Source organism: Luteimonas sp. MC1782, from assembly GCF_014164605.1.
Lineage (GTDB): Bacteria > Pseudomonadota > Gammaproteobacteria > Xanthomonadales > Xanthomonadaceae > Luteimonas.
On the sequence record NZ_JACJFT010000001.1, the window covers coordinates 1,805,433 to 1,829,812 of the forward strand.

The following is a 24,380-nucleotide window of genomic DNA, read 5'->3' on the forward strand; positions in this document are numbered from 1 at the left end:
TGGCTACTTCGGTCCATCTTGGCGTGGTGACCGGACTGCACCTTGTGGAGCTTGAGCGCGCGTTAATAGCAGCGCAGGATGACGTCTTGGTCGCAAACGGCGCTCGTAAGGGACGCGTGACGGTGATCCGTACACTGCGCGGAAGAAGTCGCTCAATCGTGGAGACGCTTCTCCCTAGTTGCGGGCCGTTCCTACCTGAGATGCAAGCCAAGGTAGTTGTCCTAGCGCACGGCAACTCGTATGAGGTTTCATCAGATCCTGAGCTGGTACGACTGGTTGAACGCCAGCTAGGCGGGCTCTAACAATTCATTCAAGCCGACGCCGCTTCGCGGCGCGGCTTAATTCAGGTGTTAGCACTCAAGAGGAGATTACTGTGCGCTTGTTGTTCTGTGCTGCACTACTGTTAGTGCCCGGCTTGGCGCCGGCCCAAGACATCCCGAGTCCAAACTCACCAGATTTTGACCCGGTCGCTCGGAAGCAGCGATTCTTCCCAGACTGGGAGCCGCCAGTCGTTTCGCAGGAACAACTCTCAAAGTTCCCACTCGGGAGCGCCCAGCGCCCGGTCCGCACGCAAGGGCCGCAAGGGCAAATTGACTACTTGAGCCGCCTCGTTTGTCGGAACGGCAAAACCCCTGATTTCAAGCGAGTTGGCTCTAGCGATGAAAGCCCCTACGGCTATCCCATGGACTTGTATGAAGTCAAATGCAGCCGGACGGGCCAGATCATCATTTACATGGACTTGTACCATCCACGTTTCGTTGAGCATGAGCCTGTCACTGACTTTACTCTTCGCGATTGAGCGCTAACAGTTCATTCAAGCCGACGCCGCTTCGCGGCGCGGCTTAATTCAGGCGTTAGGCCTCATGTCACTATCGCGACTACTGATTCTCTCTTTGGCGCTGATTGCCACGGCGTGCTCTTCAGCAGACGAGCCCTCCGAGGGCGTGATACGTGCCGCTGCCGACGCCGCGCGGGAAGCAGCTTCAGAAGATCTTGCAAGCGGGGTATCTTCCCGAGTTGTAGCTTTGCCGCCAATGAAACCTTGCTCTGTTTCAATCGCTAATGGGGAGCCGCACGGACATCTCGCGCACTCAGTACTGCAGGAAGCGACCCTGTCCATAGAGGCTACTGAGGGCCTAAGCATTTCTGAGCAGGCAGACAAGGACCTTACATTGCTTCTGGTCAGGACAGAGCGAGCAGATCCGAGAAGCCGTGTATGGGACAGCCCGCCGTCGCTGTCTAGCGCGCCTGGCGAGTTTTACATCGCATACGTAATACTTGGCGAGGATCGTCGCTACCTTGGCGGGGACCTTATCAAGTGCAAGCGCGAGTACAAACAGTGCGGCGAGCACATGGCCACTCGCACGTTACGCGTGTGCCAATCGCGTGAGGCCTAACAATGCGTTCAAGCCGAAGCCGCTTCGTTACGCAAAGCACATGGCAGGTAGAGCTTGCCATATGCTTTTCTCCACTACGCGTCTCGGCTTAACTTAGGTGTTAGCACTCATGTCGAGCAGTCTCGAAACCCTGCTAGAGAAGATCGATAAGGAGAGGGACAGGCATCTCAGCCTTGGAAAGGAGATGCTTGCTGCTGACGGCGCTAAGATGTTCCCGCTAGATCTTCTAGCTGTGGCGGTCCTCAATCGTTCTCTGAGCAACAGCTCTGCTTTCACCCAGCTGGTAAGAGCTAACAATTATTTGGCAGCTGCATCTCTCGTCAGGCTTCAGCTAGACACATTCCTCCGCTTCTTTGCTTCGTACCGTGTGGGCGATCCTCATGAGTTCGCCACTTCGGTCTTTGCCGGAACAGAAGTAAGAAAGTTGAAAGATCGTTCCGGCTCATTCATGACGGACCGACACTTGGTTGAGACCGTTGCTTCTGAGTTCCGCTGGGCACCTAGCGTGTACAAAGCAACTTCAGGCTTTATCCATCTCTCAGACAAGCATATCTACAGCACCATTCAGGCCGCTTCAGATGACGGTACGTTCTCAATGCTCATCGGTTCAGATCCGGATCGCTTTCCCAGCAACCTCTGGGTAGAGATGGCGGAGGGGTTCATTGCGGCTACTGATGCGTTATTCCTTTATCTCGAGGGATGGGTAGTCACCAAGGCGAATCCACACCTTGTACAGGCGATTAAGGAGCGCGCAGATGAGTGGTGAATTAACACGCGAAGTGCACCACCGCGAGTAGTTGTTCGAGTCCCTCAATCTCGCGTCAATTCCTTTGTTTGAGTACGACTATTGAACTGGGATGGTCATGGGGAGATTTGCTGTATGGATGGCTATTGGCCTCCTCTGCCACACGCTCCATGCACTCGATCGCGCACAGGTGAACGGCCGTGAGCTCTAGCGGGGCGACGGTGCGCATGGCGGGCCGCATCACTGACTGGAACGACGACAAGGGCTTTGGCTTCGTCCTGCCGAATGGCGGCGGTGTGCGCGCGTTCGTGCATATCAACGAGTTCCAGCGAGCCTCGCGTCGGCCTGTCGCGGGAGACCTGATCTCGTACCTGCCCAGCGTGGACGCGCGAGGGCGGACCAATGCGCGGCAGGTTCGTCACGCAGGGCAATTGATCGAGAAGCCACGCACACCTTCGCGGGTGCCGAGGGCAGCGCTGGGCATTTGCGCGCTGGCTGCTGGTGTTGCCGCTTGTGCCGCCGGCGTTCTCCCGCCGTTGCTGCTTGCCGCGTACCTTGCACTGAGTGTCCTGTCGTACCTCATGTACCGCTCGGACAAGCTGGCGGCCAGGCGCGATGCGCAACGCACGCCCGAAGCCAGGTTGCACCTCGTTGACCTCCTTGGCGGTTGGCCGGGAGCGTTGATCGCCCAGCAACGGTATCGCCACAAGACCGCCAAGCAATCGTTCCAGCTCACCTTCTGGGCGACGGTCGTCTTCAACCTGGCCGGCGCCGCCTGTATCATCGGCTGAGCTGCGTTCCGCATCCAAATGGCCCACCGCGCGCCCGTTGTCATTGCTCCCTACAACGACCAGTGGCCGGTCCGGTTCCATGAGGAATCGGAGGCCCTGGCGTCGGTGCTGCCACGGCACTTCGTGATTGAGAACATCGGCAGCACCGCGGTTCCCGGAATGCCCGCCAAGCCCGTCATCGACATGCTGCTGGGTGCGGACTCCCTCGCCGACATCGAGCTGGTGATCCCGGCGCTGGCGCGTCTTGGCTACGAATATATCGCCCGGCACGAAGCCGAGATCCCGGACCGTCGCTTCCTTGCCAAGCCTGTGGTCCGGCCGCGTCATTTCCATCTGCATGGTGTCGTCATGGGCGGCACCATCTGGCGCGAGCAGCTGCGGTTTCGCGACCTGCTCCGCAGCGATGCAGCGCTTGCCGGGCGCTACGCTGCGCTGAAGCAGCACCTCGCCGGGGTGTTCGGGGATGACCGGGCGGGTTACACCGACGCGAAGCGCGATTTCATCCACGCCGCGGTGCGTGGCACCATCGCCAACGGGTTGGAATGAACCCCCTGACGGGAACGCCCATGAGCACCACCCAGGTTCCGCAGTTCCTGATCGAGCTTGAGGACCGCTTCAACGCGGCGATGGTTTCAAACGACGTTGCGCGCATCGCGGCATGCGTCACCGACGACTGGATCCTGGTTACGCCGGAGGCCGGGCCCGTGCCGCGCGCACGGATCCTGGACGTCGTGGCGTCCGGCCGGCTGACACATGCATCCATGACCAAGGTGGCCACGCATGCGGCAATCGTCGGCGACATGGCCTGGGTGACCGGCCGCGGGCAGAACACCGGAACTTTCAACGGTGCGCCAATGCAGGCGGACGAATACATCACCGACATCTATCGCCGGGTCGACGGGACCTGGTTGTGCATGCTCACGCACCTGACGCCGGTGCACGCCTCCTGACAACGCGCGGCGGGATCCGTGCGGCACGGCGATGAAATCCATGGGAGACGCAGCGCGTGAACGTGACGCTTGATGAAGTGGGGGGCGTGACCATCCAGCCGCGGCACCGAGCCCGGTGCCACTGCGGCCGGGTGGTGCTGGAACTCGAGCTGCCGGATGGCATCGTCGACCCGCGGCGCTGCGACTGCTCCATGTGCCGCCGCAAGGGTGCAATTGTCGCGTCGGTGCCGCTGTCAGGGCTGCACGTCGTGCAGGGCGCGGAGCACCTGCGGCTTTACCAGTTCAACACCGGCATCGCGAAGCACTTCTTCTGCGGTGTCTGCGGCATCCACACGCACCACCAGCGCCGCTCCAGCCCTGACGAATACGGCTACAACGTGGGCTGCCTCGAAGGTGTCAACCCCTTCGCCATCGCCGATGTTCCGACCAACGACGGCGTGAACCACCCCGCCGATCGCGTTGCTGATTGAGCGGCGCGCGCGACCTGCCACGTCAACGTTGCTGGGTGTGGATCAGGCGCGATGTGTCGTAGCCCATCGCGTCGGCCTTGGCGATCAGGGCGTCCAGTGCCTCCTTGGGCACGGTCTTCTCGCGCGTCAGGAACCACAGGTACTTCCGGTCCGGGGTGCCGACGATGGCCCACTGGTAGTCCGGGTCCAGGCCGATGACCCAGTAATCGCCCCAGACCGCGGGCAGGAACGACAGGAACGCCGGCGCAAACCGCACCTGGAGCTTCGAGGTGCTGCCGTCCACTTTCCGGGCGATGCCGCGCGCCTCGGTGCGCTTGCCCCTGGCGTCGTCGCACTGGTTGACGACATCGATGCGCCCGTCGTCGCGCAGGGCGTAGTTCGCCGTGGTGTTGGCCACGCAGTTGCGCTGGAAGAACAGCGGCAGGTGTGCCTGCTCGTACCAGGTGCCGGCATAGCGCGCGAGGTCCACCGACGGCACGGCCTCGACCGGCTGCGCGCGCGCCGTGCCGGAGACGCCCGCCGACAGGGCAAGCGCGGTGAGGATGAGGGCTGCATGTCGCATGGGGCGGAATCCTTGACCAAGGGGCAGGGTGAAATCGCATAGCCGCCGTGTCGATGGCATGAAGTGGCCGCTGCCACGGCGGCCGGCAGGCGACATACTTGGCGTTCGCAACGGTACGCAAAGGGAGATCCACGATGCGCAGGGCACTCCATCTCATCGCGGCAACGGTCATCGGCCTGGTCGTGGGCAGCGTGGTCAACATGGGCCTGATCAGCCTGGGCGCCAGCGTCATGCCGCTGCCCGGCGGCGCCGACACCACCACCGCCGAGGGCCTCAGGGCGTCGCTGCCGCTGTTCGAGCCGCGCCACTTCACCTTTCCGTTCCTGGCGCATGCGCTAGGCACGCTGGCGGGAGCAATGGTGGCCACCCTGCTTGCACCTGCCCGCACGTCCGGCCCCGCGTGGGCGGTCGGCGTGGCGTTCCTGCTGGGCGGTATTGCGAGCGTGGTGATGCTGCCGGCACCGGTGTGGTTCAGCGCGCTCGACCTTGTCGTGGCCTACCTGCCGATGGCCTGGCTGGGGCATCGCATCGTGGCCGCGCTGGTTCCGCAGCGGCGGCGCGCAGCGGTCTGATCCACACCCGAAGGCCCCGACGCGACGCGATGGCCGACCCCCTGCCCCGCATGGCCGGCGACGCGATGCTCCGCAGGCTGGCGCCTTCCGACCTCCGCGCCTTCCAGGCCTATCGCCAGGACGCGGAACTCGGCCGCTTCCAGGGCTGGGCGCCCACGCCGGACGATGACGCCCGCGAGTTCCTGCGCCACATGGGCGCGGCGGACCTGCTGCGGCCCGGGGTGTGGTGCCAGATCGGCATTGCGCAGGCCAGCGACCAGGCGCTGATCGGCGACATCGGCCTGTTGCTCTCCAGCGACGCCACCAGGCTGGAGATCGGATTCACGCTCAGCCGCGGGTCGCAGGGGCGTGGCCTGGCGACGGCGGCGGTCAAGGAGGCGATCGCGATGGTCTTCGCGCACACGCCCGCGCAACGGGTGGTCGGGATTGCCGACGTGCGCAACCTGGCGTCGATCCGCCTGCTGGAACGGGTGGGCATGGAAAGGGTGGAAACGCGCAACGTGGTGTCCGCGGGCGAGCCGTGCACGGAGCATGTCTACGCGGTCTGCCGGCCAGCGTGACGCGACCGGCCTGACCGCCCACCATTCACGCCGGATGATCTTTCCGTTGGTCATCATCACCATGCCGGTTCGCCGCGGGCGGCTGCGGAGCCTGGCCATGGAGCGCGCGCATGCCGACCGAGCCACCCGGGAACGAGCCCTTTGACGCCGCCCAGCCGGGGAAGCCGCCACCGCTGGAGCGCAGCCGCTTCGGCGGCAGCGAGCGCCGGCCCGAACGCCCGCACGACGACGACGCGCCGGTGTCGCGCAGCGACCTCAGCAAGGGGCCGCAGGAGCTGCTGGAAACCAGCACGGCCAGCATCAACTGGCCGGTGCTGCTGATCTCCTCGGCGGTGATCCTCGCCTTTTCGGCCTGGGCGATCCTGGTGCCTGCGCATGCGCGCACGTCCATGCTGGCCGCCGTCAACTGGATCGCCTCCAGCCTCGGCTGGTACTACGTGCTGACGATGACGCTGGTGATCGGCTTCGTGCTGTGGGTGGCGTTTTCCAAGGAAGGCGATGTGCGGCTCGGCCCGGATCATTCGCGGCCGCAGTACAAGCTCGGCACCTGGGTGGCGATGCTGTTTGCCGCGGGCGTCGGCATCGACATGCTGTTCTATTCGGTGACCGGGCCAGTGGTGCAGTACCTGTATCCGCCATCGGGTGACGGCTCTTCGGCCGCGGCGATGCAGGATGCGGTGGTCTGGACGATGTTCCATTACGGCATCGCCGGCTGGGCGATGTACGCGCTGCTGGGCATGGCGATGGGCTACTTCGCCTACCGCTGGGGCATGCCGCTGTCGATCCGCGCGGCCCTGTACCCGCTGCTCGGCAAGCGCGTGCGCGGCCCGCTGGGAGACGGCATCAGCATCATCGCGCTGGTCGGCACGGTGATGGGCGTGGCGACGTCGATGGGCATCGGCGTGGTGCTGTTGAACGTCGGCTTCGCGCTGATCTTCGGGCTTGAGCAGGGTTTGCCGCTGCAGATCTCACTTGTCATCGGCGCGGTGGTGCTGACCATCGCCGCCACCACGTCGGGCGTGGACCGCGGCATCCGCGTGATCTCCGAGCTGAACCTGTGGAGCGCGCTGGCCATGATGGTGTACATCCTGGTCACCGGGCAGACGGCATTCCTGTTGAACGCGCTGGTGGAGAACATCGGCCGCTTCATCGTGACCTTCCCGGCGCGCACGCTGCAGACCTTCGCCTACGAGCCCGGCGGCGCCGACTGGATGGGCGGCTGGACGCTGTTCTTCTGGGCGTTCTGGCTGGCGTGGGGGCCGTTCGTGGGCGTGTTCCTCGCACGCATCTCGCGCGGGCGCACGCTGCGCGAGTTCGTGATCGCGGCGATCACCGCGCCGGTGCTGTGCGACTTCATCATCGTCTCGCTGTTTGGAAATTCGGCGCTGTTCCAGGTGCTGCAGGGCAACACCGAGTTCGCCGCACTGGCGGTCGCCAGCCCCGAACAGGGCTGGTATGCGCTGCTGCAGATGTTCCCGGGGCCGATGTTCCTGGTGGGCCTGGCGACGCTGTCGGGGCTGCTGTTCTATCTCACCAGCGCCAATTCCGGCGCCATGGTGATGTCCAACTTCTCCGCGTCCATCCCGGATCCCTCGCACGACGGCCCGAAGTGGCTGCGCATCTTCTGGGCCGTGCTGACCGCGGTGCTCACCGTGGCGATGCTGCTGGCGGGCGGCGTGACCACGATGGAGTACGCGACGCTGATCTTCGCGTTGCCGGTGACGATCATCGCGTACCTGGTGATGGCGTCGTTCCACAAGGTGCTGCGCATGGAGCGCGCCGAACGCGAAGGCCAGGTGCTGCGCCGGCCGTCGATGGCGTCGACCGGCGGCCACGTGCCGGAACGCTCGTGGAAGCAGCGGCTGGAACAGATGCGCGCCTTTCCGTCGCTGCGCCAGGTCGCGCAGTTCCTCGACCGCACCGTGCGCCCGGCGCTGGACGACGTCGCCGCCGAGTTCGCACGACAGGGATACCAGGTGGAGCGCAGCACCATGGCCAACACGCACGGCATCGACGAGCCGGTGCTGCGGGTGTCGATGGATGCATTCCGCGACTTCCACTACCAGGTGGCCATCGTCGAAGCGCCGGTGCCGATGTTCGGTGGCCGCATGTCGCGCGAGACCGATGTCTACTACCGGCTCGAGGTGTTCACCCAGACCGGCTCGGGCGGCTACGATCTGATGGGCCTGACCAGGCAGCAGGTGATCGACGATGTGCTGGAGCGCTACGAGGCGCATCTCGCGTTCCTCACCTTCTCGTCGGAGACCGCGACCCCTTCGGTGCTGACCCCGGCGATCCTGCCCAGGGACGAGGCACCCGGGACTCCGGACGACCCGCAATAACCACAGGAGATGACGATGGCGAAGGAGACCGGGATCGGTGGCGTGTTCTTCAAGGGCAAGGGCGACGGCAAGGCGCTGGCCGCGTGGCACCGGCAACGCATGGATCCGGATGGCAACAAGGTCGAGCTCTGGGAGCCCAAGCCCTGGGCCGCCGGGGACGCGGGCGGAGCATCGCAGCCATGACCGGGACCACGCCACTGCATGGCCTGGAGCTGCGCTCGCTCGCGACCGGCGACGGCCAGCTGCGCCTGAGCCTGGAGGACGTCACCCCCGGTGAGCCGGGCCCCGACGAACTGCTGGTGCGGGTGGAAGCCGCGCCCATCAACCCCTCCGACCTCGGCCTGCTGATCGGCCCGGCCGACATGGCGACCGCGCGCAGCGAAGGCACGCCGGAGCGTCCGGTGGTGCTGGTCGACATTCCCGGCCAGCGCCTGGGCGCGATCCAGGCGCGTCTTGGCCAGTCGCTCGCCGTCGGCAACGAGGGTGCGGGCACCGTGGTCAAGGCCGGCGGGAACGTGCGCAAGTTCCTCGGCCGCAAGGTCGGCATGCTCGGCGGCGGCATGTACGCGCAGCTGCGCAGGCTGCCGGCGCGCGACTGCATCCTGCTGCCGGAATTCGCCAACGCGTCCGACGGCGCGTCGATGTTCGTCAATCCGCTGACCGCGCTCGGCTTCACCGAGACCATGAAGGCCGAGGGCCATCGCGCGATCGTGCACACCGCCGCGGCATCCAACCTCGGACAGATGCTCAACCGCATCTGCCTGAAGGACGGCATTCCACTGGTCAACATCGTGCGCAGCGAGGCGCAGGCTGAGCTCCTGCGCGGCATGGGTGCGCGGCATGTGGTCGACAGCACGTCGCCCGGATTCCAGGCCGAACTCACGCAGGCCATCCGCGATACCGGCGCCACCATCGCCTTCGACGCGATTGGCGGCGGCACGCTGGCCGGCCAGATCCTGCAGGCGATGGAGGCCTGCGCCGATCGCAGCGCCCCCGGCTACAGCCCCTACGGCTCCAACGCGGCCAAGCAGGTCTACATCTACGGCAGCCTGGACATGGGGCCGACGGTGCTCAACCGCACGTTCGGCTTCACCTGGAGCGTCGGCGGCTGGCTGCTGTTCCCGTTCCTGCAGAAGGCCGGGCGCGAGGTCGTGGCGCGGATGCGCCAGCGCGTGGCGGACGAACTCACCACCACCTTTGCCAGCCGCTACACGCGCACCATCAGCCTGCGCGATGCACTCAGCCTGGACATCCTGCGCGAATACGAACGCAAGGCCACCGGCGGGAAGTACCTGATCGATCCATCCCTGTAGCGCAAGGAGACAGGCCAGCCGGCACGCATGCCGGCTGGCCGTCCCGCATCAGAAGTCCACGCCCAGGCGCGCGTACCAGAACCGCCCCGGCAGGTCGTAGGTCGCCGCGTCATAGCCGTTGAGCGAGCAGCTCAGGCAGATCGGCGGGTCCTTGTCGGTGACGTTGTTGACGCCCAGCACCACGCGCACGCCGCGCAGCCACGCGTCGTTGTTCCACGCCAGCTGCAGGTCGTGGTACGTGGTGGCGCCGAGGCGGTTGAGGTCGTTGTCGCTGTCATCGCAGATCGGGAAGCCGTTGGCGCCGCCGCAGGACTCGGTCAGCTCGCTGATGTAGCGCATCGCCCACGTCGCCGCCCACGGCCCGCGGCTCCATTCGCTGGTCAGGCTGGACGTCCACTCCGGGATGGAGCTGTCGTTGACCTCCACGCCCGGCCCGCGCGGTTCCGGCTGGCCGGACTCGTTGACCAGCTCGTAGTGGCCGACCTTGGTGGCCTTGGCGTCGAAGCGCAGCTGGCCCCAGCCCTGCTCCGGCAGCAGCCAGCCCACGCTGAAATCCCAGCCGTCGGTCTTGATGGTGCCGAGGTTGTCGAGGATGTCGTCGAAGCGCACGATCTGGCCGCGCGCGCTTCGCTCGTAGGAGGCGCAGGCAATGGGATCGGCGTCGAACACGCAGCGCTCGAGGATGGACTGCGCGTCCGGTGCCTGGATGGCGTCCTCGATGGTGTGCTTGTAGAAGGTCACGCCCAGGTCCAGGCGCTCCGACCACGCGGTGTTGGCCGCCAGCGACGGGCTCCACACCGCGCCCAGCATCAGGCTGCGGCTGGTTTCGGGCTGCAGGGCGGCGTTGCCGGAGGTCACCACCGAGATCTGCGAGTTGGTCTGCTCGTAGTCCGGTGGCACGCCCTGCGCAACGCACTCCGGCGTGACCGCGCCGGCGGCGCCGGAACAGGGATCGACCAGGGTGGCGTCGAAGCGCGACAGCGTGCCGTACAGCTCGCCGATCGACGGTGCGCGGAAGCCCTGCGCGAACGAACCACGGAACACCAGTTCATCGACCAGCTGCCAGCGCAGCCCGAGCTTGCCGGTGCTCTCGCCGCCGAAGGTCGAGTAGTCGGAATAGCGGCCGGCGATGCTCAGGTCGAGCGACTTGCCGAATGCGGTGTCCTTCATCAGCGGCACCGCGAATTCGACGTAGGCCTCGTTGACGTCGTAGTCGCCCGACGTGGGCCCGGACGGCACGCCGTTGTACTCGCCGGCGACGGTGATCGGGTCGGGCTGGTAGCTGCCTTCGTACTTGCGGTATTCGTAGCCGGCCGCGAACGCGAGCGGGCCGGCCGGCATCTCGAACAGCGCGCCGGTGACGTTGGCCGACGCGAGGGTCAGCGAGTTCTCGCTGCGGTCGCGCACCACCGGCTGGATGAACGCCAGCATCGCCGGGGTGATGGAGCCCAGGCCGCCGAAGATGTTCAGCGGCACGCAGCCGCTGATCGCCGCGCAGGCCGCGGGATTGCCCAGCGATTCGTTGATGCGGCGCAGGTTGTAGCTGCCGGTGTTGGTCTGGTCGGCCTGGCTTTCGCTGCGCACCAGGTTGACGTCCCAGTTCCAGGCGCGCGTGCCGACGTTGAACGCGCCTTCAAGGCCCGCCGCCACGTACCAGGTCTCGACATCCTGCTGGTAGCGGCGCGGCCCGCCCTCGACCGGGCGGCGGCCGAGCAGGAACAGGTTGGCATCCGCGCCCACCGTGGTCAGGTCGAAACCGAACGGGTTGTACGGATTGAGCGCCGAGATCACCAGGGTGCGTTCGGCGTAGTCGTTGTAGACACCGGCATCGGTACCGAGGAAGAACGGCTCGGGCGCCGCCTGGTTGGCGGACGTGCGCTCGTTGTACAGCGCGCGCACGTAGCCGCCGAAGGTCGGCGTGAACGCGAAACGCGCCTGGCCGAACACCGTCTTGCGCTCCGACGGCGTGAGCAGCAGGTTGTAGGGCGCGAAGTTGAAGCGGTCGGCGGTGGTGAAGCAGTGGAAGTCGTCGGTGCGCACGCAGCCGGTTTGCGCGGGGTCGAACACCGGGCTGGAGACGCCCGTGTTGGGCGTGATGCTGTAGTCCGCGCCGGTGTTGGGGTCGCGGAACACGAAGCGCCCCTGCGGCGTGGCCGAGCTGCCGTTGGACAGCCCGGTGCCGGGCACGGGCAGGCTGGCCGGCCCGTATTCGCCCGACGCGATCTCGTCCTGGCGGAAGTACGACGCGCCGAGGAACCATTGCACGCGCTCGCTGGCACCACCGAACGACAGGTCGGCGCCCCAGGTGTCGCCGCCGTACTGCTCGCGCGTGCCGTAATGCACTTCGACGCTGCCGCCCTCGCCGCCGCGGCGGGTGATGATGTTGACCACGCCGGCGATCGCATCGGAGCCGTAGATCGACGAGGCGCCGTCTTCCAGCACCTCGATCCGGTCCACCAGCGCCAGCGGAATGGTGTTGAGGTCGACCGCCGAGCCCACGCCCGAACCGGACGATTCATTGACCCAGCGGATGCCGTCGACCAGCACCAGCACGCGCTTGGGGCCGAGGTGGCGCAGGTCGACCGTGGCTGCACCCGCGCCAACGCCGCCACCGTCCGGCGGGAAGCCGAAGTTGCCGCTGGAATTGAACTTGGTGTTGAGCCCGGCGCCGCTGGCGGTCAGGTTCTGGACGATGTCCGACACCGACTTGAAGCCGCTGCGGTCGATGTCCTCGCGGGTCAGGACCTGCACCGGCACATGCGTCTCCAGCTCGGCCTGCTTGATGCGCGAGCCGGTGACGGTGACGGTGTCGAGGGTGGTGGCCGGATCGGGGGCGTCCTGCGCGAGGACGAGTCCGGGAAGTGCGAAGAGCAGCAACGCCGACTGGATGGCAGCCGACAGCGTGCGCGGGGCGGGCATGGGCATGGATCTCTCCTGGGAGGGATGGTGCCGACGTTGCCCCCGGGCCGCTCGACGGCCTTTTGTAAACAAAACGTAAAACCACCGCAAGCCCCCCGGGTTTCCCGCGGTCCCGGCCCCGCCTACAGCACCAGGCTGAGGCCGACGGCCACCAGGAACGCCGCGAAGATCCGGCGCAGCGCGGGCCCGCTGATAGCGTGCGCGATGCGCGTGCCGAACGGCGCCGCGATGATCGAGGTCAGCGCCACCCCGATCGCCGCGGGCAGGTAGACGTAGCCCACCGCGCCCTGTGGCAACGCGCTGCCTTCCGGCGCATTCAGCGCATAGCCGAGCACGCTGCCGACGGCGATGGCGAACCCGCAGGCCGAGGACGTACCCACCGCGCGCACGGCGCGCACGCCGCGCCACACCAGCAGCGGCACGGTGATGCTGCCGCCGCCGATGCCCACCACCGCCGACAGCGCGCCGATGCCGAGCCCCGCCGTGGTCATGGCCGGGCCGGTGGGCACCACGCTGGCGGCACCCGCGTCGTCACCGCGCGCGCGGCCGAAGGCCATCTGCGCGCCGGCCAGCAGGCAGTAGCACGCCACGATCCAGCGCAGCACGTCGCCTTCCAGGCTGACGGCAAAGCGGCTGCCCAGCCAGCCACCGGCCAGCAGGCCGGGCACCATCCAATGCACGGTGGGCCACAGCACGCCGCCGCGGCGGTGGTGCGACCACGCCGACGACAGCGACGTCATCACGATGCTCGCCATCGAACTCGCCAGCGCCGCATGCATCGCCAGATCCGCGGGCACGCCCTGCAGCGGCAGCAGCCAGGCCAGCGCGGCGACCAGCACCAGGCCACCGCCGATGCCGAGCAGGCCCGCCATGACGCCCGCCACGATGCCCAGCAACGGGAAGATCCACAGGCCTTCGATCACGCACGCGACGCCAAGAGTCGTACAGAAACCATCCGTTATAGTCCCGCCATGCCAGACAACAAGACGCCCATCGTACTGGTCGCCGCGCTGCTGCTGGTGGCCGCGACCACCGCGTGCGCCCAGGCGCAACCCGACGACGACCTTGCACGGCGCGCGCTCTCCGCCGCCGAAATCGGCCTGCCCGCGCCCACGCCCGCGCTGCGCAACGACCATCCGCTGCAGGGCTGGATCGAATTCGCGCGCCTGCGCCGCGACATCGACACGCTGCCGGCCGCGCAGGCGCAGGCCTTCGTCGCGCGTCAGGCCGGACAGCCGGTGGAACTGGCGTTCCGCGAGGCCTGGCTTGCGTCTCTGGCCAAGCGCGACGACTGGACCGGCTTCCGCGCGGCGTGGTCGCCGCGGATTTCGTCGACCGCGCTGCGCTGCCACGAACTCGAGGCGCGCGCGCAGACCGGTGCGGTCGATGCGAAATGGACCAGCGAGGTGCAGGCGCTGTGGCGCGGCGCGGCGAAGTCGCTGCCCGACGCCTGCGATGCGCCGATCGCCGCGCTGGAACGCAGTGGCGGGCTCGCGCCGGCGCTGCGCTGGGAGCGCATCGACAAGGCGATCGCAGCCGGGCAACCGGGCGTGGTGCGTGCCGCGGCGCGCGGATTCAGCGGTGACGAACGCACGCTGGCCGAGACCTACGCCGCCTACCTCGACAAGGCCGACGATCGCGCACTGCAGTGGCCGAAGACCGCGCGCAGCCGCCTGGTGGCATCACACGGGCTGGCGCGCCTGGCCAAGGCCGACCCCGGCGCGGCCGAGGCGCTGCTGCCGCGCGTCGCACAGGCGTTGGCATTCGGCGATGCCGAGCGCAACCGCGTGCTGTACGACATCGCGCTGTGGACCGTGGCCTCGTACGACCCGGGCGCCACGCGCCGCCTGGCCGCGGTGCCCGAAGCCGCCTACGACGACCGCCTGCACGAATGGCGCGTGCGCGAGGCGATGGCACGCACCGACTGGCGCGCGGCGCTGGCCGCGATCGCGCGCATGGGCGACACGCAGCGCAAGGATTCGCGCTGGAGCTACTTCGCCGCGCGCCTGCGCGAACTGACCGGCGACCGCGCCGGCGCGCAGCCCCTGTATGCCGCCGCCGCGCGTGCGCCCGAATTCCACGGCTTCCTGGCCGCCGACCGCGGCAAGCTGCCGTATGCGCTGTGTCCGCTCGAGCATGCCTCCACGCCGGCGGCCAAGGCGGCGGTGGCCGCCGATCCGTCGCTGCGCCGTGCGATGGCGCTGTACCGCGTCGAGCGCGCGGCGTGGGCCGAGCGCGAATGGCGCGCCGCGCTGGCGCGCTTCAACGACGACCAGCGCCGGCTGGCGGTGGAGGTCGCACAGGACAACGGCTGGTTCGACCGCGGCGTGTTCGGCCTGGTCAATGCCGGCGGCGAACGCAAGCCGGACGAACTGCGCCTGTACGCGCTGCGCTTCCCCCTGCACCACGACGCGCTGATCCGCGCCGAATCCGCGCGCAACAACCTGGACCCGGCCTGGGTGGCAGCCGAGATCCGCGCCGAGAGCGTGTTCAATCCCAAGGCCCGTTCCGGTGCCAACGCACGCGGCCTGATGCAGGTGCTGCCGGAGACCGCGGCCGGCGTGGCCGCGCGCCTGGGCCTGCCCTGGTCCGGCGCGGAGAGCCTGTACGACCCGGCCACCAACATCCGCCTCGGCACCGCCTACCTGCGCGAGATGAAGGACAAGTACGCGCTGCCCTACGTGGCGATCGCCGCCTACAACGCCGGGCCCACGCCCACCGCGCGCTGGCAGGCGCAGCGCCCCGGCATGGATGCCGATTTCTGGATCGAGACGATCACCTACAAGGAAACCCGCGACTACGTGGCGCGCGTGCTCGCCTTCAGCGTGATCTACGACTGGCGCCTGGACGGCAAGGCGGTCGCGGTCAGCGACCGCATGCACGGCCGCAGCGGCGGCGCGCGCAAGCCCTTCGCCTGTCCAGCGGCCTGATGGAGACCTGGCTGGTCGGCGGTGCGGTGCGCGACCGGCTGCTGGGCCTTCCGGCGGGTGACCGCGACTTCGTGGTGGTGGGTTCCACGCCCGAGGCCATGCTCGCGGCCGGCTTCAGGCCGGTGGGGCGTGATTTCCCGGTGTTCCTGCACCCCGCGACTGGCGAGGAGCACGCGCTCGCGCGCACCGAGCGCAAGTCGGCGCGCGGACACCGCGGCTTCGTGGTCGACGCCGATCCGTCGGTGACGCTGGAGGAGGATCTCGGCCGCCGCGACTTCACCATCAACGCGATCGCCGAAGGCACCGATGGCCGGCTGGTCGATCCATACGGTGGCCAGGGCGATATCGAAGCGCGCGTGCTGCGCCACGTGGGACCGGCGTTCGCCGAGGATCCGCTGCGCGTGCTGCGCGCGGCACGCTTCATGGCGCGCTTCGCCTCGCTCGGCTTCCACGTGGCCGACGACACCATGGCGCTGATGCGCGAGATGGTGGCCGGTGGCGAGCTGGCGGACCTGGTGCCCGAACGCGTCTGGCAGGAACTCGTGCGCGCGCTGCGCTCGGCAACGCCATCGGCGTTCGTGCGCACGCTGCGCGACTGCGGCGCGCTGGCCGTGGTGCTGCCCGAGGTGGACGCGCTGTACGGCGTACCGCAGCGCGCCGAGTACCACCCCGAAATCGACACCGGCGTGCACGTCGAGATGGTGTGCGACATGGCCGCGCGGCTGGCGCCGGGCGATGACGAGGTGGGCTTTGCCGCGCTGGTGCACGACCTGGGCAAGGCGCTCACGCCCGCGGCGAAGCTCCCGGCGCACGTGATGCACGAGCAGCGCGGACTGGCGCCGGTGCGCACGCTGTGCGCGCGCCTGCGCGTGCCCGCCGCGCACCGCGACCTGGCGCTGCTCGCATGCCGCGAACACCTCAACGTGCATCGCCTGGCGGAGCTGCGCGACCAGACCGTGCATGACCTGCTCGCGCGCTGCGACGGCTTCCGCAAGCCCGAGCGCATCCACCGCCTGGCAACCGTGTGCGAAGCCGACAAGCGCGGCCGCGGCGGTGCGTCCGAGGACGCCTATCCGCAGGCCGCCGAGCTGGTGCGGCTGCGCGATGCCGCTGCCGCGATCAGCGGCGCCGACGTGGCGGCGAAGGACCTCGCCGGTCCGGCCTTCGGGGCGGCACTGCGCGACGCACGGATTGCCGCGATCGCCGCGGCACGCACGTTGCGCGCCAGGGCCTGAGCCGCGCCGTCAGGCGTTTGCGCGCCCGGTATCCCACCGCAGCAGCACGTCCTTCATCGGCGTGAGGCGCGTCAACAGGCCGGCGATCACGCCCAGGGTGTTGGCCAGCGCATCCCAGCGGTCGGCGATGCGGGTGCCGGTCAGCACTTCCTGGCCGTGCTCGAGGCCGATGCCGAGCAGCACCAGCCCCAGGCCCGCGCCGAACAGCGCCGGCCAGCGCGCGAACAGCTGCACCGCGCTGGCGGCGAGCGCGAAGTAGGCAATGAAGTGGTGCAGCTTGTCGCTGCCCGGCGCGTCGGGGAGATCCGGCGCGGGCAGCAGCGAGAACACCACCACCGCCGCGATCGCCAGGCACCACAGCGTGGTCCACGCCAGCGGGTGCGCCAGCGGCTTGAGCGAACGCCCGAAGCGGCGGCCGCTCACAGCCGGAAGCTCAGGTCCCCGGCCAGGAACGCGGCCTCGAACGCCACGCCGTGCTCGAAGCCCATCGCCTGGAAGCGTTCGCCCATCGCGCCGGGCATGGTCAGCTGCTGCACCTGCTGGCGCAGCGAGAAGCGCGCGCGGTCGCCGGGCGCGTCCGCCTCGTGCGCGGCCAGCCGCTGCTCGAGGCCATTGCCCAGCAGGAACGCCGCCTGCGAGCAGTAGCCCGCGAACTCGAAGCCGGCGCCGGTACCGGCTTCGGCCAGCGCGGTGAAGTCCACCGAGGCGGTGATGTCCTGCAGGCCAACGCGCGCGAACACGTCCTGCACCACGTGGTGGCGGTAGAACGCGCGCAACGTGCCGTCGGGGCGGGTATCCGCGTAGTACTCGCGGCGCGGGTGGCCGTAGTCGATGAAGAGCATGGCGCCGGCCTGCATGGCGCCCATCACCGCCTGGATCCAGTACGGCAGCTGCGGCAGCAGTTCGGAACGGTAGCCCTCGCGAAACGCGCCGTCGCCGCGCTGCTGCTCGACATGCCGCACCGCCGCGGTCATCAGGGCATCGGCCGGCACCTCGACCAGGCGGAAACCGCCACCGGATGCGCTGGCCACGCCTTCTTCCATGACCCCGCCGTTGCGGATCACGAAGCGCGGCGTGGGCAGCGCGTCGATCACCTCGTTGGCGAACAGCACGCCCTGCCACGCCTCCTCGCGCGGGCGGTCCAGCCATTCCACGCGCTCGAACACGGCCGCCGGCAGGCGCTGTTCGAGCCGCGTGCGCTGGCGCTCGCGCAGGTCGGCGCTGGGCTCCAGGATCGCGTAGCGCGCGGGCAGCGCGTCGAGCGCGGCGAGGTGGCCGAGCGCGACCTCGGCGAACGCGCCGCTGCCGCCGCCGATCTCGACGAAGTCGGCGCCCTCGCCCAGCTGGCGCAGTACCGGTGCCAGCGCCTCGACCACGCATTCGGCGAACAGTGGGCCGAGTTCGGGCGCGGTGACGAAATCGCCGGCGCGGCCGAACTTGGTGCTGCCGGCGCTGTAATAGCCCAGGCCCGGCGCGTACAGCGCCAGCTCCATGAAGCGCGAGAACGGCACGGCACCGCCGGAAGCGGCGATGTCGGCGTGGATGACCGCGCGCAGGCGATCGCTGTGCGCCTGCGCATCGGGGTCTGGCGAGGGGATGGGCATGGGGGTTTCCGCTGCGGACCTGCACAGGATACGGAACTGTCCACGTCGGAGGGACAGCGCCAGCTGAAGGCGTGCAGTGCGCGACGCGCTATCGTGAATGCCCCACAGCCCGGAGCCCCGCATGGCCGGACAACGCCCCGTCGCCCTCGTCACCGGTGCCGCACGCCGCCTTGGCGCGGCCATCGCGCGCCGCCTGCACGCCGAAGGCCACGACCTCGCGCTGCACTGGCGCAGCTCCGGCGCCGAAGCGCATGCGCTCGCCGCCGAGCTCGAAGCGCTGCGGCCCGACAGCGTGCTGCTGCTGCAGGCCGACCTCGCCGAGTTCGACCGCCTGCCCGAGCTGGTGGCGCGCACCATCGGCCGCTTCGGCCGCCTGGACGCGCTGGTCAACAACGCCTCCGCGTTCAGCCCCACCGTGCTCTGCAGCACCACGCCGGCGCAGTGGGATGAGCTGTTCGCATCCAACGCGCGCGCGCCGTTCTTCCTGGCCCAGGCCGCGGCGCCGCACCTCGCCGCGCGTGGCGGCGCGATCGTCAACATGGTGGACGTGTATGCCGAGCGCCCGCTGCGCGGGCACGCGGTGTATTCAATGGCCAAGGCCGCACTGGTGATGGCCACGCGCGCATTTGCGCTGGAACTCGCGCCGAAGGTGCGCGTGAACGCCATCGCACCCGGCGCGATCCTGTGGCCCGACGACGGCGAGCCCGACATCGAGCGCCAGCGCGCGCTGCTGGCGCGCACGCCGCTGGCGCGCACCGGCACGCCGGAAGAAGTCGCAGAAGCCGTGCACTGGCTGATCGCGCATGCCGGCTACACCACCGGCCAGGTGCTGCGCCTGGACGGCGGCCGCCTCCTCGAGGACTGAGGCGGCCGCGACCGTGCTCAACGCTTCGGCGCGAACACCGTGGCCAGCTGCGCGCCCTGGAAGGCCGCCGGGATTTCGTGCGCCACCGCATAGCGGTACAGGACCGCCGAATAGATGCCGGTCAGCGCCGCCTGGTAGATCGCCAGCACGATGACGCCGACGGCGCAGATCACGCCCACCGCCACGGCAAGCACCACCGACGCCTGCGCGGCCAGCACCACCAGCGCCAGCGACAGCAGCACCGCACCGCCGGTCAGCAGCCCGAACGCGGCGCCGATGCCGACCTGGCCCACCGCGTTCTCGCCCCAGGTGCGCTTGAGCAGCGCCAGGCTGTCCTTGAGCGCGTCGACCGGGCCGACATTGCGGCTCACCAGCACCGGCACCACCAGGAACGCGGCCAGCGTCCACGCCGCGCCCAGGCCGCTGCCCAGCAGCCGCACCAGGAACCCGTTGTCCTTGTTCTTCATGCCCTGCAGCAGCACGCCGACGGTGGCGGCGATCGCCGCGTAGCCGAAGATGGCACCGAGCCGGCCGCGCGCCGCAGCGAAGCCATCGGCAAGCGTGGGGTCGCCGCCGTCCAGGCGGATCATCGCCGCGCCCACCAGCGCGCAGTTGAAGAAGATCACCACGCTGTAGGTGCAGAAGTAGAAGACGAAGCCGCCAATGACCGCGCCGATGCCGAAGCCGCCGCTGAACATGCGCAGCGCGAGCGCAGGGACCAGGAACGTCGCCAGCACCGCCAGCGTGGCCAGGCCCGAGAGGATCGGGAACAGCATCAGCTCCTTGTCGGAACGCAGCACCGCCGCGCTTGCCTTGACCATCTCCCAGCTGCGCGAAACCTTCTCGAACATCGTAGCGACCTCCCCGTAAGGCGCCGACCGCGGCCGGCGGCCGCGGCGTCGAACGCCATGTGCTGCTAGACCGCGGCAGCCGGCGGAGTGTGACCGTCCCCGGCTGCAGCCTGCAATGCGGGCAGTGCAACCGGGTGCATGGCCACGTCGCGCTCCGGCGACGCCGCCCACAGCGCGGCGAGCGTCAGCCCGGCGACCGGCTCCACGACATCCGGCGCGATTTCCGCCAGCGGCCGCAGCACGAAGGCGTGGCGCAGTTCGCCACGCGGAAGGCGCAGGTTGCCGGGCCCGCTGCACACCAGGTCGTCGAACAGCACGATGTCGATGTCGAGCGTCCGGTCACCGTAGCGCGGGCCGCCGCGGTCGCGGCCGTGGGCATCCTCGAGCACGTGCAACCAGAGGTTGAGCGCGTGCACGTCCAGGTCGGTTTCAATCACCGCCGCGGCGTTGACGAAGTCCGGGCCCTCGAAGCCGATCGCAGGCGTGCGGTAGGCGCGCGAGGCGAGGATGTCGCCGAAGCGCGCGCGCAGCGCGTCGAACGCAAGCGCGACGTGCCGCTCGGGATCGACGTTGCTGCCCAGGCTCAGGCAGGCACGGCTCATGCGCCGGCGTTCGCCGTGGCGTCGCCGCCCGCGTCGCCCGCAGCGTCGGCGTCGTGCGGGCGCTGGGCGAGCGACGGTTGCGCAGCGTGCAGACGCACGTCCACCGGCGCGTCGCTGTGCGCCTGGAACACGCGCAGGCCGAACTCCGGCAGGATCGCCAGCAGGTGGTCGAAGATGTCGGCCTGGATGCCCTCGTACATCGCCCAGCGCACGTCGTTGCTGAAGCAGTAGACCTCCAGCGGCAGGCCGGCATCGGTCGGCTGCAGCTGGCGCACCATCAGCGACATGCCCTGGTGCACGCCCGGGTGGTTGCGCAGGTACTGCTCGACGTAGGCGCGGAAGGTGCCGAGGTTGGTGACGCGGCGGCGGTTGACCGGCTCGGCGCCGTGGCCGGCGAGCTTGTCGTTCCAGCTGCGGATCTCGCTCGACTTGCCGTCGAGGTAGGCATCCAGCAGGCGGAAGCGGCGGAAGCGCGCCACCTCGTCCGGCTCCAGGAAGCGCGTGCTGTGCTGGTCCAGGTAGATCGCGCGCTTGATGCGGCGCCCGCCCGACTCGCTCATCCCGCGCCAGTTCTTGAACGAGTCGCTGATCAGTTTCTTGGTCGGGATGGTGGTGATGGTCTTGTCGAAGTTCTGCACGGTGACCGTGTGCAGGGCGATGTCGATGACGTCGCCGTCGGCGTTCTGGCTGGGCATCTCGATCCAGTCGCCGATGCGCACGCGCCCGTCGCCGCTGATCTGCAGGCTGGCGGCGAACGACAGGATGGTGTCCTGGAAGATCAGCATCAGTACCGCGCTGGCGGCGCCCAGGCCGGTCAGCACGTGCAGCAGCTTGACCCCGGCCAGGATGGCGATCGCCGACAGCACCGCGAGCGCGAACAGCACGATCTTGGCGACCTGCAGGTAGCCCTTGATGGGCTTGTCGCGCGCGTCCGGGCGGCGCTCGTAGATCTCGTTGGCGTGGTCGAAGGCGTGGCCGATGGCCAGCACCACGGTGAACACGATGAACACGTTGCAGAGGTTGCGCACGAACTGCGCGATCTCGCCCGGCAGGCCAGGCACCAGGGTGATGCCGGCGGCGATCACCAGCGCCGGCACCACGTTGGCCAGGCGCGGCACCACGCGCAGGCGGATCCCGGGGTTGGCCTCGCCGCCGCGCAGCGCCGGCAGCATGCCGAGTATCCGCCGCACGCCGCGCAGCAGCACTTTCTTCGTGATCAGGTTGGCCAGCCACGCCAGCAGCAGCAGGGCGGCCAGCATCACCAGCGTGTAGGCCCAGGGCCAGGGGGACAGCGCGTCCTGCAGCGCCTGCAGCATCTCTTGCATGTCGGATCCGGTTGCGGGGGAATCAGCCGCGCGTGCGCTCGATGCACACGCCCACCGCGCGCGCGCCGCGCACCGCGCCGGGCTTGCTGAGCTTCAAGCGTAACCAATCGACCTTGAACTCTTCGATGACGATTGCCGCGCAGCGCTCGGCCAGCGTCTCCACCAGGCCGAAGCCCGACTGCGAGACGTATTCCACCAGGCGCACGCTGACCGCCTTGTAGTTGAGGGTATCGGCGATGTCGTCGCTGGCCGCGGGCACGCGGTTGTCGAAGCCCATCTCCAGGTCGAACACCAGGGTCTGGCGGATGCGCCGCTCCCAGTCGTAGATGCCGATCAGCGCCTCGATCTCGAGGCCCTCGATGAACACCTTGTCCATGGCGGTACTCACAGCGCGGGCAGTCCGGCCATGTCCCAGCGCGGCACGACGTGCACGGCGGCCGGCTCGCGCTGGCCGGCCTCGAGGCGCAGCGCGCCGGCGAAGGCGATCATCGCGCCGTTGTCGGTGCACAGCTCCGGGCGCGGATAGCAGGCACGGCCGCCGCGCTTGGCGGCCATGGCCTGCAGGCGCGCACGCAGGCGCGTGTTGGCGCCCACGCCGCCGGCCACCACCAGCACGTCGCAGCCGGCGTCATCCAGCGCGCGTTCGCACTTGATGGCCAGGGTGTCGACCACCGCGTCCTCGAAGCCGCGGGCGATGTCGGCACGGGTGGCGTCGGTCTGGTCGCTGTTGCGCCAGGCCAGCATCACCTGCGTCTTCAGGCCGCTGAAGCTGAAGTCCAGCCCCGGGCGGTCGGTCATCGGCCGCGAGAAGCGGAAGCGCCCGGGCGTGCCCTGCTCGGCCAGCCGCGCCAGCTGTGGGCCACCGGGATACGGCAGGCCCATCAGCTTGGCGGTCTTGTCGAAGGCCTCGCCGGCGGCGTCGTCCAGGGTCTCGCCGAGCAGGCGGTACTGCCCGATCGCCTCCACCGCGACCAGCTGGGTGTGGCCGCCGGAGACCAGCAGGGCCACGAATGGCGGCTTCGGCGGGTCGTCTTCCATCAAGGGGGCCAGCAGGTGGCCCTCCATGTGGTGCACGCCGACCGCGGGCAGTTCCAGCGCCCAGGCCAGCGAACGCGCCACCCCGGCGCCGACCAGCAGCGCCCCCACCAGGCCGGGGCCGGCCGTATAGGCCACGCCGTCGAGGTCGCCGACGCCCAGGCCGGCCTCGGCCAGGGTCTGGCGGACCAGCGGCAGCAGCTTGCGCACGTGGTCGCGGCTGGCCAGTTCCGGCACCACCCCGCCATACTCGGCGTGCAGGGCGATCTGGCTGTAGACGGCGTGGGCGAGCAGCCCGGCCGATCCCGCCCGCGCCGTGTCGTACACGGCCACGCCGGTTTCGTCGCAGCTGGTTTCGATTCCGAGGACTTTCATGGGCTTGCGGGCTCCTGGCCGGGGCCATTTGCGCGCACCCGAACCTTGCCGCTATCATACGCGGCTCGCCGGACGGAATCCGGTGTTCAGACATCCCAGAGATCCCATATGCCCAGCGTCAAAGTCCGCGAAAACGAGCCTTTCGAGTTTGCCCTCCGCCGCTTCAAGCGCACCTGCGAAAAGGCCGGCGTGCTTGCCGAGACCCGCAAGCGCGAGTTCTACGAGAAGCCGACGCAGGAGCGCAAGCGCAAGGCCGCGGCTGCCGTGAAGCGCCAGTCGCGTCGCACCTCGCGCGACGTCACCAAGCGCCAGCGCCTGTACTGAGCCCGGTCCTGCCGGCGCGCCCTGCGCCCGGTGACTGACTGCGGCACCACTGAAGCCGGCACGCGCAAGCGTCGCCGGCTTTACGTGTTCCCCGAACCGGAGAATCCAACGATGAGCCTCAAGCAGCGCCTCACCGATGACATGAAGACGGCCATGAAGGCCGGCGACAAGGCCAACCTGGGCGTGATCCGCCTGATGCTCGCCGCGATCAAGCAGCGCGAGGTCGACGACCGCGTCGAGCTCGACGACGCCAGCGTGCTCGCCACGCTCGAGAAGATGCTCAAGCAGCGCAAGGACTCGGTGTCGCAGTTCGAGGCCGCCAGCCGCGAGGACCTGGCCGCCATCGAGCGCGCCGAGATCGAAGTCATCCAGCGCTACCTGCCGGACAAGCTGGGCGAGGCCGAGGTGATCTTCGAGATCGACGCCGCCATTTCCGAGTCCGGCGCCGCGGGCCCCGCGGACATGGGCAAGGTGATGGGCCTGCTGAAGCCGCGCCTGGCCGGCAAGGCCGACATGGGCCAGGTCTCGGCGCTGCTCAAGGGCCGCCTGGCCGGCTGAGCAACAGCGCGGTCGCCGCCCACGGCGACATCGCGTGCACGGCGCCTGCCTATGC

Annotated in this window: 25 protein-coding genes; 15 read left to right on the forward strand and 10 right to left on the reverse strand. The window is 68.8% G+C overall.

The window, feature by feature from the left end; translation table 11 throughout:
- The first annotated feature begins 1,506 nt into the window (after nucleotides 1–1,506).
- From H5368_RS08450 to H5368_RS08470, 5 genes are all read left to right on the forward strand, one after another.
- A complete protein-coding gene (locus tag H5368_RS08450) occupies nucleotides 1,507–2,163 on the forward strand; it encodes a hypothetical protein (RefSeq protein WP_182823245.1) in 657 nt (218 codons plus the stop codon).
- Nucleotides 2,164–2,369: 206 nt separating this feature from the next.
- Entirely contained in the window at nucleotides 2,370–2,933 is a 564-nt protein-coding gene (locus H5368_RS13510; protein WP_182823247.1) for a cold shock and DUF1294 domain-containing protein, read from the forward strand.
- An 18-nt stretch (nucleotides 2,934–2,951) separates the two neighbouring features.
- Complete coding sequence (locus H5368_RS08460; RefSeq protein WP_182823249.1) at nucleotides 2,952–3,479, forward strand: GrpB family protein; 528 nt, start codon at nucleotides 2,952–2,954, stop codon at nucleotides 3,477–3,479.
- A gap of 20 nt (nucleotides 3,480–3,499) precedes the next feature.
- The gene (locus H5368_RS08465) at nucleotides 3,500–3,883 is read left to right on the forward strand and encodes a nuclear transport factor 2 family protein (RefSeq protein WP_182823251.1); all 384 of its coding nucleotides are present in this window, start codon (nucleotides 3,500–3,502) and stop codon (nucleotides 3,881–3,883) included.
- 62 nt (nucleotides 3,884–3,945) lie between these two features.
- On the forward strand, nucleotides 3,946–4,353 hold the full coding sequence (locus H5368_RS08470) for a GFA family protein (protein ID WP_182823922.1): 408 nt from the start codon (nucleotides 3,946–3,948) through the stop codon (nucleotides 4,351–4,353).
- A 22-nt stretch (nucleotides 4,354–4,375) separates the two neighbouring features.
- On the opposite strand, the gene H5368_RS08475 is transcribed toward H5368_RS08470, so the two are convergent.
- Nucleotides 4,376–4,915: a lipocalin family protein gene (locus tag H5368_RS08475; RefSeq protein ID WP_182823253.1), complete on the reverse strand. Its 540-nt coding sequence runs from the start codon at nucleotides 4,913–4,915 to the stop codon at nucleotides 4,376–4,378.
- A 134-nt stretch (nucleotides 4,916–5,049) separates the two neighbouring features.
- Here H5368_RS08475 and H5368_RS08480 point away from each other — a divergent pair, with 134 nt between their 5' ends.
- From H5368_RS08480 to H5368_RS08500, 5 genes are all read left to right on the forward strand, one after another.
- On the forward strand, nucleotides 5,050–5,487 hold the full coding sequence (locus H5368_RS08480; RefSeq protein ID WP_182823255.1) for a hypothetical protein: 438 nt from the start codon (nucleotides 5,050–5,052) through the stop codon (nucleotides 5,485–5,487).
- Nucleotides 5,488–5,516: 29 nt separating this feature from the next.
- Complete coding sequence (locus H5368_RS08485; RefSeq protein WP_182823257.1) at nucleotides 5,517–6,047, forward strand: GNAT family N-acetyltransferase; 531 nt, start codon at nucleotides 5,517–5,519, stop codon at nucleotides 6,045–6,047.
- Between the two features lie 110 nt (nucleotides 6,048–6,157).
- A complete protein-coding gene (gene betT, locus H5368_RS08490) occupies nucleotides 6,158–8,389 on the forward strand; it encodes a choline BCCT transporter BetT (protein WP_182823259.1) in 2,232 nt (743 codons plus the stop codon).
- A 15-nt stretch (nucleotides 8,390–8,404) separates the two neighbouring features.
- Nucleotides 8,405–8,572: a hypothetical protein gene (locus tag H5368_RS08495; protein WP_182823261.1), complete on the forward strand. Its 168-nt coding sequence runs from the start codon at nucleotides 8,405–8,407 to the stop codon at nucleotides 8,570–8,572.
- The gene (locus H5368_RS08500; protein WP_182823263.1) at nucleotides 8,569–9,702 is read left to right on the forward strand and encodes a zinc-binding dehydrogenase; all 1,134 of its coding nucleotides are present in this window, start codon (nucleotides 8,569–8,571) and stop codon (nucleotides 9,700–9,702) included. Before H5368_RS08495 ends, H5368_RS08500 begins: the two co-directional genes overlap by 4 nt.
- A gap of 48 nt (nucleotides 9,703–9,750) precedes the next feature.
- Here the strand turns inward: H5368_RS08500 and H5368_RS08505 are convergent, their stop codons facing one another.
- The gene (locus tag H5368_RS08505; protein WP_182823265.1) at nucleotides 9,751–12,627 is read right to left on the reverse strand and encodes a TonB-dependent receptor; all 2,877 of its coding nucleotides are present in this window, start codon (nucleotides 12,625–12,627) and stop codon (nucleotides 9,751–9,753) included.
- A gap of 116 nt (nucleotides 12,628–12,743) precedes the next feature.
- On the reverse strand, nucleotides 12,744–13,544 hold the full coding sequence (locus H5368_RS08510; protein ID WP_223877995.1) for a sulfite exporter TauE/SafE family protein: 801 nt from the start codon (nucleotides 13,542–13,544) through the stop codon (nucleotides 12,744–12,746).
- Nucleotides 13,545–13,592: 48 nt separating this feature from the next.
- On the opposite strand from H5368_RS08510, the gene H5368_RS08515 reads away from it, so the two are divergent.
- Together H5368_RS08515 and H5368_RS08520 are read left to right on the forward strand one after the other, a co-directional pair.
- Nucleotides 13,593–15,551 (forward strand): lytic transglycosylase domain-containing protein, encoded by a 1,959-nt coding sequence (locus H5368_RS08515; RefSeq protein WP_182823267.1) that lies wholly within the window; start codon nucleotides 13,593–13,595, stop codon nucleotides 15,549–15,551.
- Entirely contained in the window at nucleotides 15,551–16,786 is a 1,236-nt protein-coding gene (locus H5368_RS08520) for a multifunctional CCA addition/repair protein (RefSeq protein WP_182823268.1), read from the forward strand. The genes H5368_RS08515 and H5368_RS08520 overlap by 1 nt, the downstream gene beginning before the upstream one ends.
- A 9-nt stretch (nucleotides 16,787–16,795) precedes the next feature.
- Here the strand turns inward: H5368_RS08520 and H5368_RS08525 are convergent, their stop codons facing one another.
- Nucleotides 16,796–17,209 (reverse strand): VanZ family protein, encoded by a 414-nt coding sequence (locus H5368_RS08525; protein WP_343203895.1) that lies wholly within the window; start codon nucleotides 17,207–17,209, stop codon nucleotides 16,796–16,798.
- A complete protein-coding gene (locus tag H5368_RS08530) occupies nucleotides 17,206–18,390 on the reverse strand; it encodes an SAM-dependent methyltransferase (protein WP_182823270.1) in 1,185 nt (394 codons plus the stop codon). Before H5368_RS08530 ends, H5368_RS08525 begins: the two co-directional genes overlap by 4 nt.
- A 121-nt stretch (nucleotides 18,391–18,511) precedes the next feature.
- On the opposite strand from H5368_RS08530, the gene H5368_RS08535 reads away from it, so the two are divergent.
- Complete coding sequence (locus H5368_RS08535) at nucleotides 18,512–19,255, forward strand: pteridine reductase (RefSeq protein WP_182823272.1); 744 nt, start codon at nucleotides 18,512–18,514, stop codon at nucleotides 19,253–19,255.
- A gap of 17 nt (nucleotides 19,256–19,272) precedes the next feature.
- Here H5368_RS08535 and H5368_RS08540 read toward each other — a convergent pair whose 3' ends face one another.
- The 5 genes from H5368_RS08540 to tsaD all read right to left on the reverse strand — a co-directional run bounded on the left by H5368_RS08540 (nucleotide 19,273) and on the right by tsaD (nucleotide 23,443).
- Nucleotides 19,273–20,106: a DUF6159 family protein gene (locus H5368_RS08540; protein WP_182823275.1), complete on the reverse strand. Its 834-nt coding sequence runs from the start codon at nucleotides 20,104–20,106 to the stop codon at nucleotides 19,273–19,275.
- A 65-nt stretch (nucleotides 20,107–20,171) separates the two neighbouring features.
- The gene (folK, locus tag H5368_RS08545) at nucleotides 20,172–20,708 is read right to left on the reverse strand and encodes a 2-amino-4-hydroxy-6-hydroxymethyldihydropteridine diphosphokinase (RefSeq protein WP_182823277.1); all 537 of its coding nucleotides are present in this window, start codon (nucleotides 20,706–20,708) and stop codon (nucleotides 20,172–20,174) included.
- Nucleotides 20,705–22,033 (reverse strand): mechanosensitive ion channel domain-containing protein, encoded by a 1,329-nt coding sequence (locus tag H5368_RS08550; RefSeq protein ID WP_182823279.1) that lies wholly within the window; start codon nucleotides 22,031–22,033, stop codon nucleotides 20,705–20,707. Before H5368_RS08550 ends, folK begins: the two co-directional genes overlap by 4 nt.
- A 22-nt stretch (nucleotides 22,034–22,055) precedes the next feature.
- Entirely contained in the window at nucleotides 22,056–22,409 is a 354-nt protein-coding gene (folB, locus tag H5368_RS08555; RefSeq protein ID WP_182823281.1) for a dihydroneopterin aldolase, read from the reverse strand.
- Between the two features lie 8 nt (nucleotides 22,410–22,417).
- A complete protein-coding gene (tsaD, locus tag H5368_RS08560; protein WP_182823284.1) occupies nucleotides 22,418–23,443 on the reverse strand; it encodes a tRNA (adenosine(37)-N6)-threonylcarbamoyltransferase complex transferase subunit TsaD in 1,026 nt (341 codons plus the stop codon).
- A gap of 108 nt (nucleotides 23,444–23,551) precedes the next feature.
- On the opposite strand from tsaD, the gene rpsU reads away from it, so the two are divergent.
- Nucleotides 23,552–23,767, forward strand: coding sequence for a 30S ribosomal protein S21 (gene rpsU, locus H5368_RS08565; protein ID WP_182823286.1), 216 nt, complete (start codon nucleotides 23,552–23,554; stop codon nucleotides 23,765–23,767).
- A 111-nt stretch (nucleotides 23,768–23,878) separates the two neighbouring features.
- A complete protein-coding gene (locus tag H5368_RS08570; RefSeq protein WP_182823288.1) occupies nucleotides 23,879–24,325 on the forward strand; it encodes a GatB/YqeY domain-containing protein in 447 nt (148 codons plus the stop codon).
- Nucleotides 24,326–24,380: the final 55 nt, after the last annotated feature.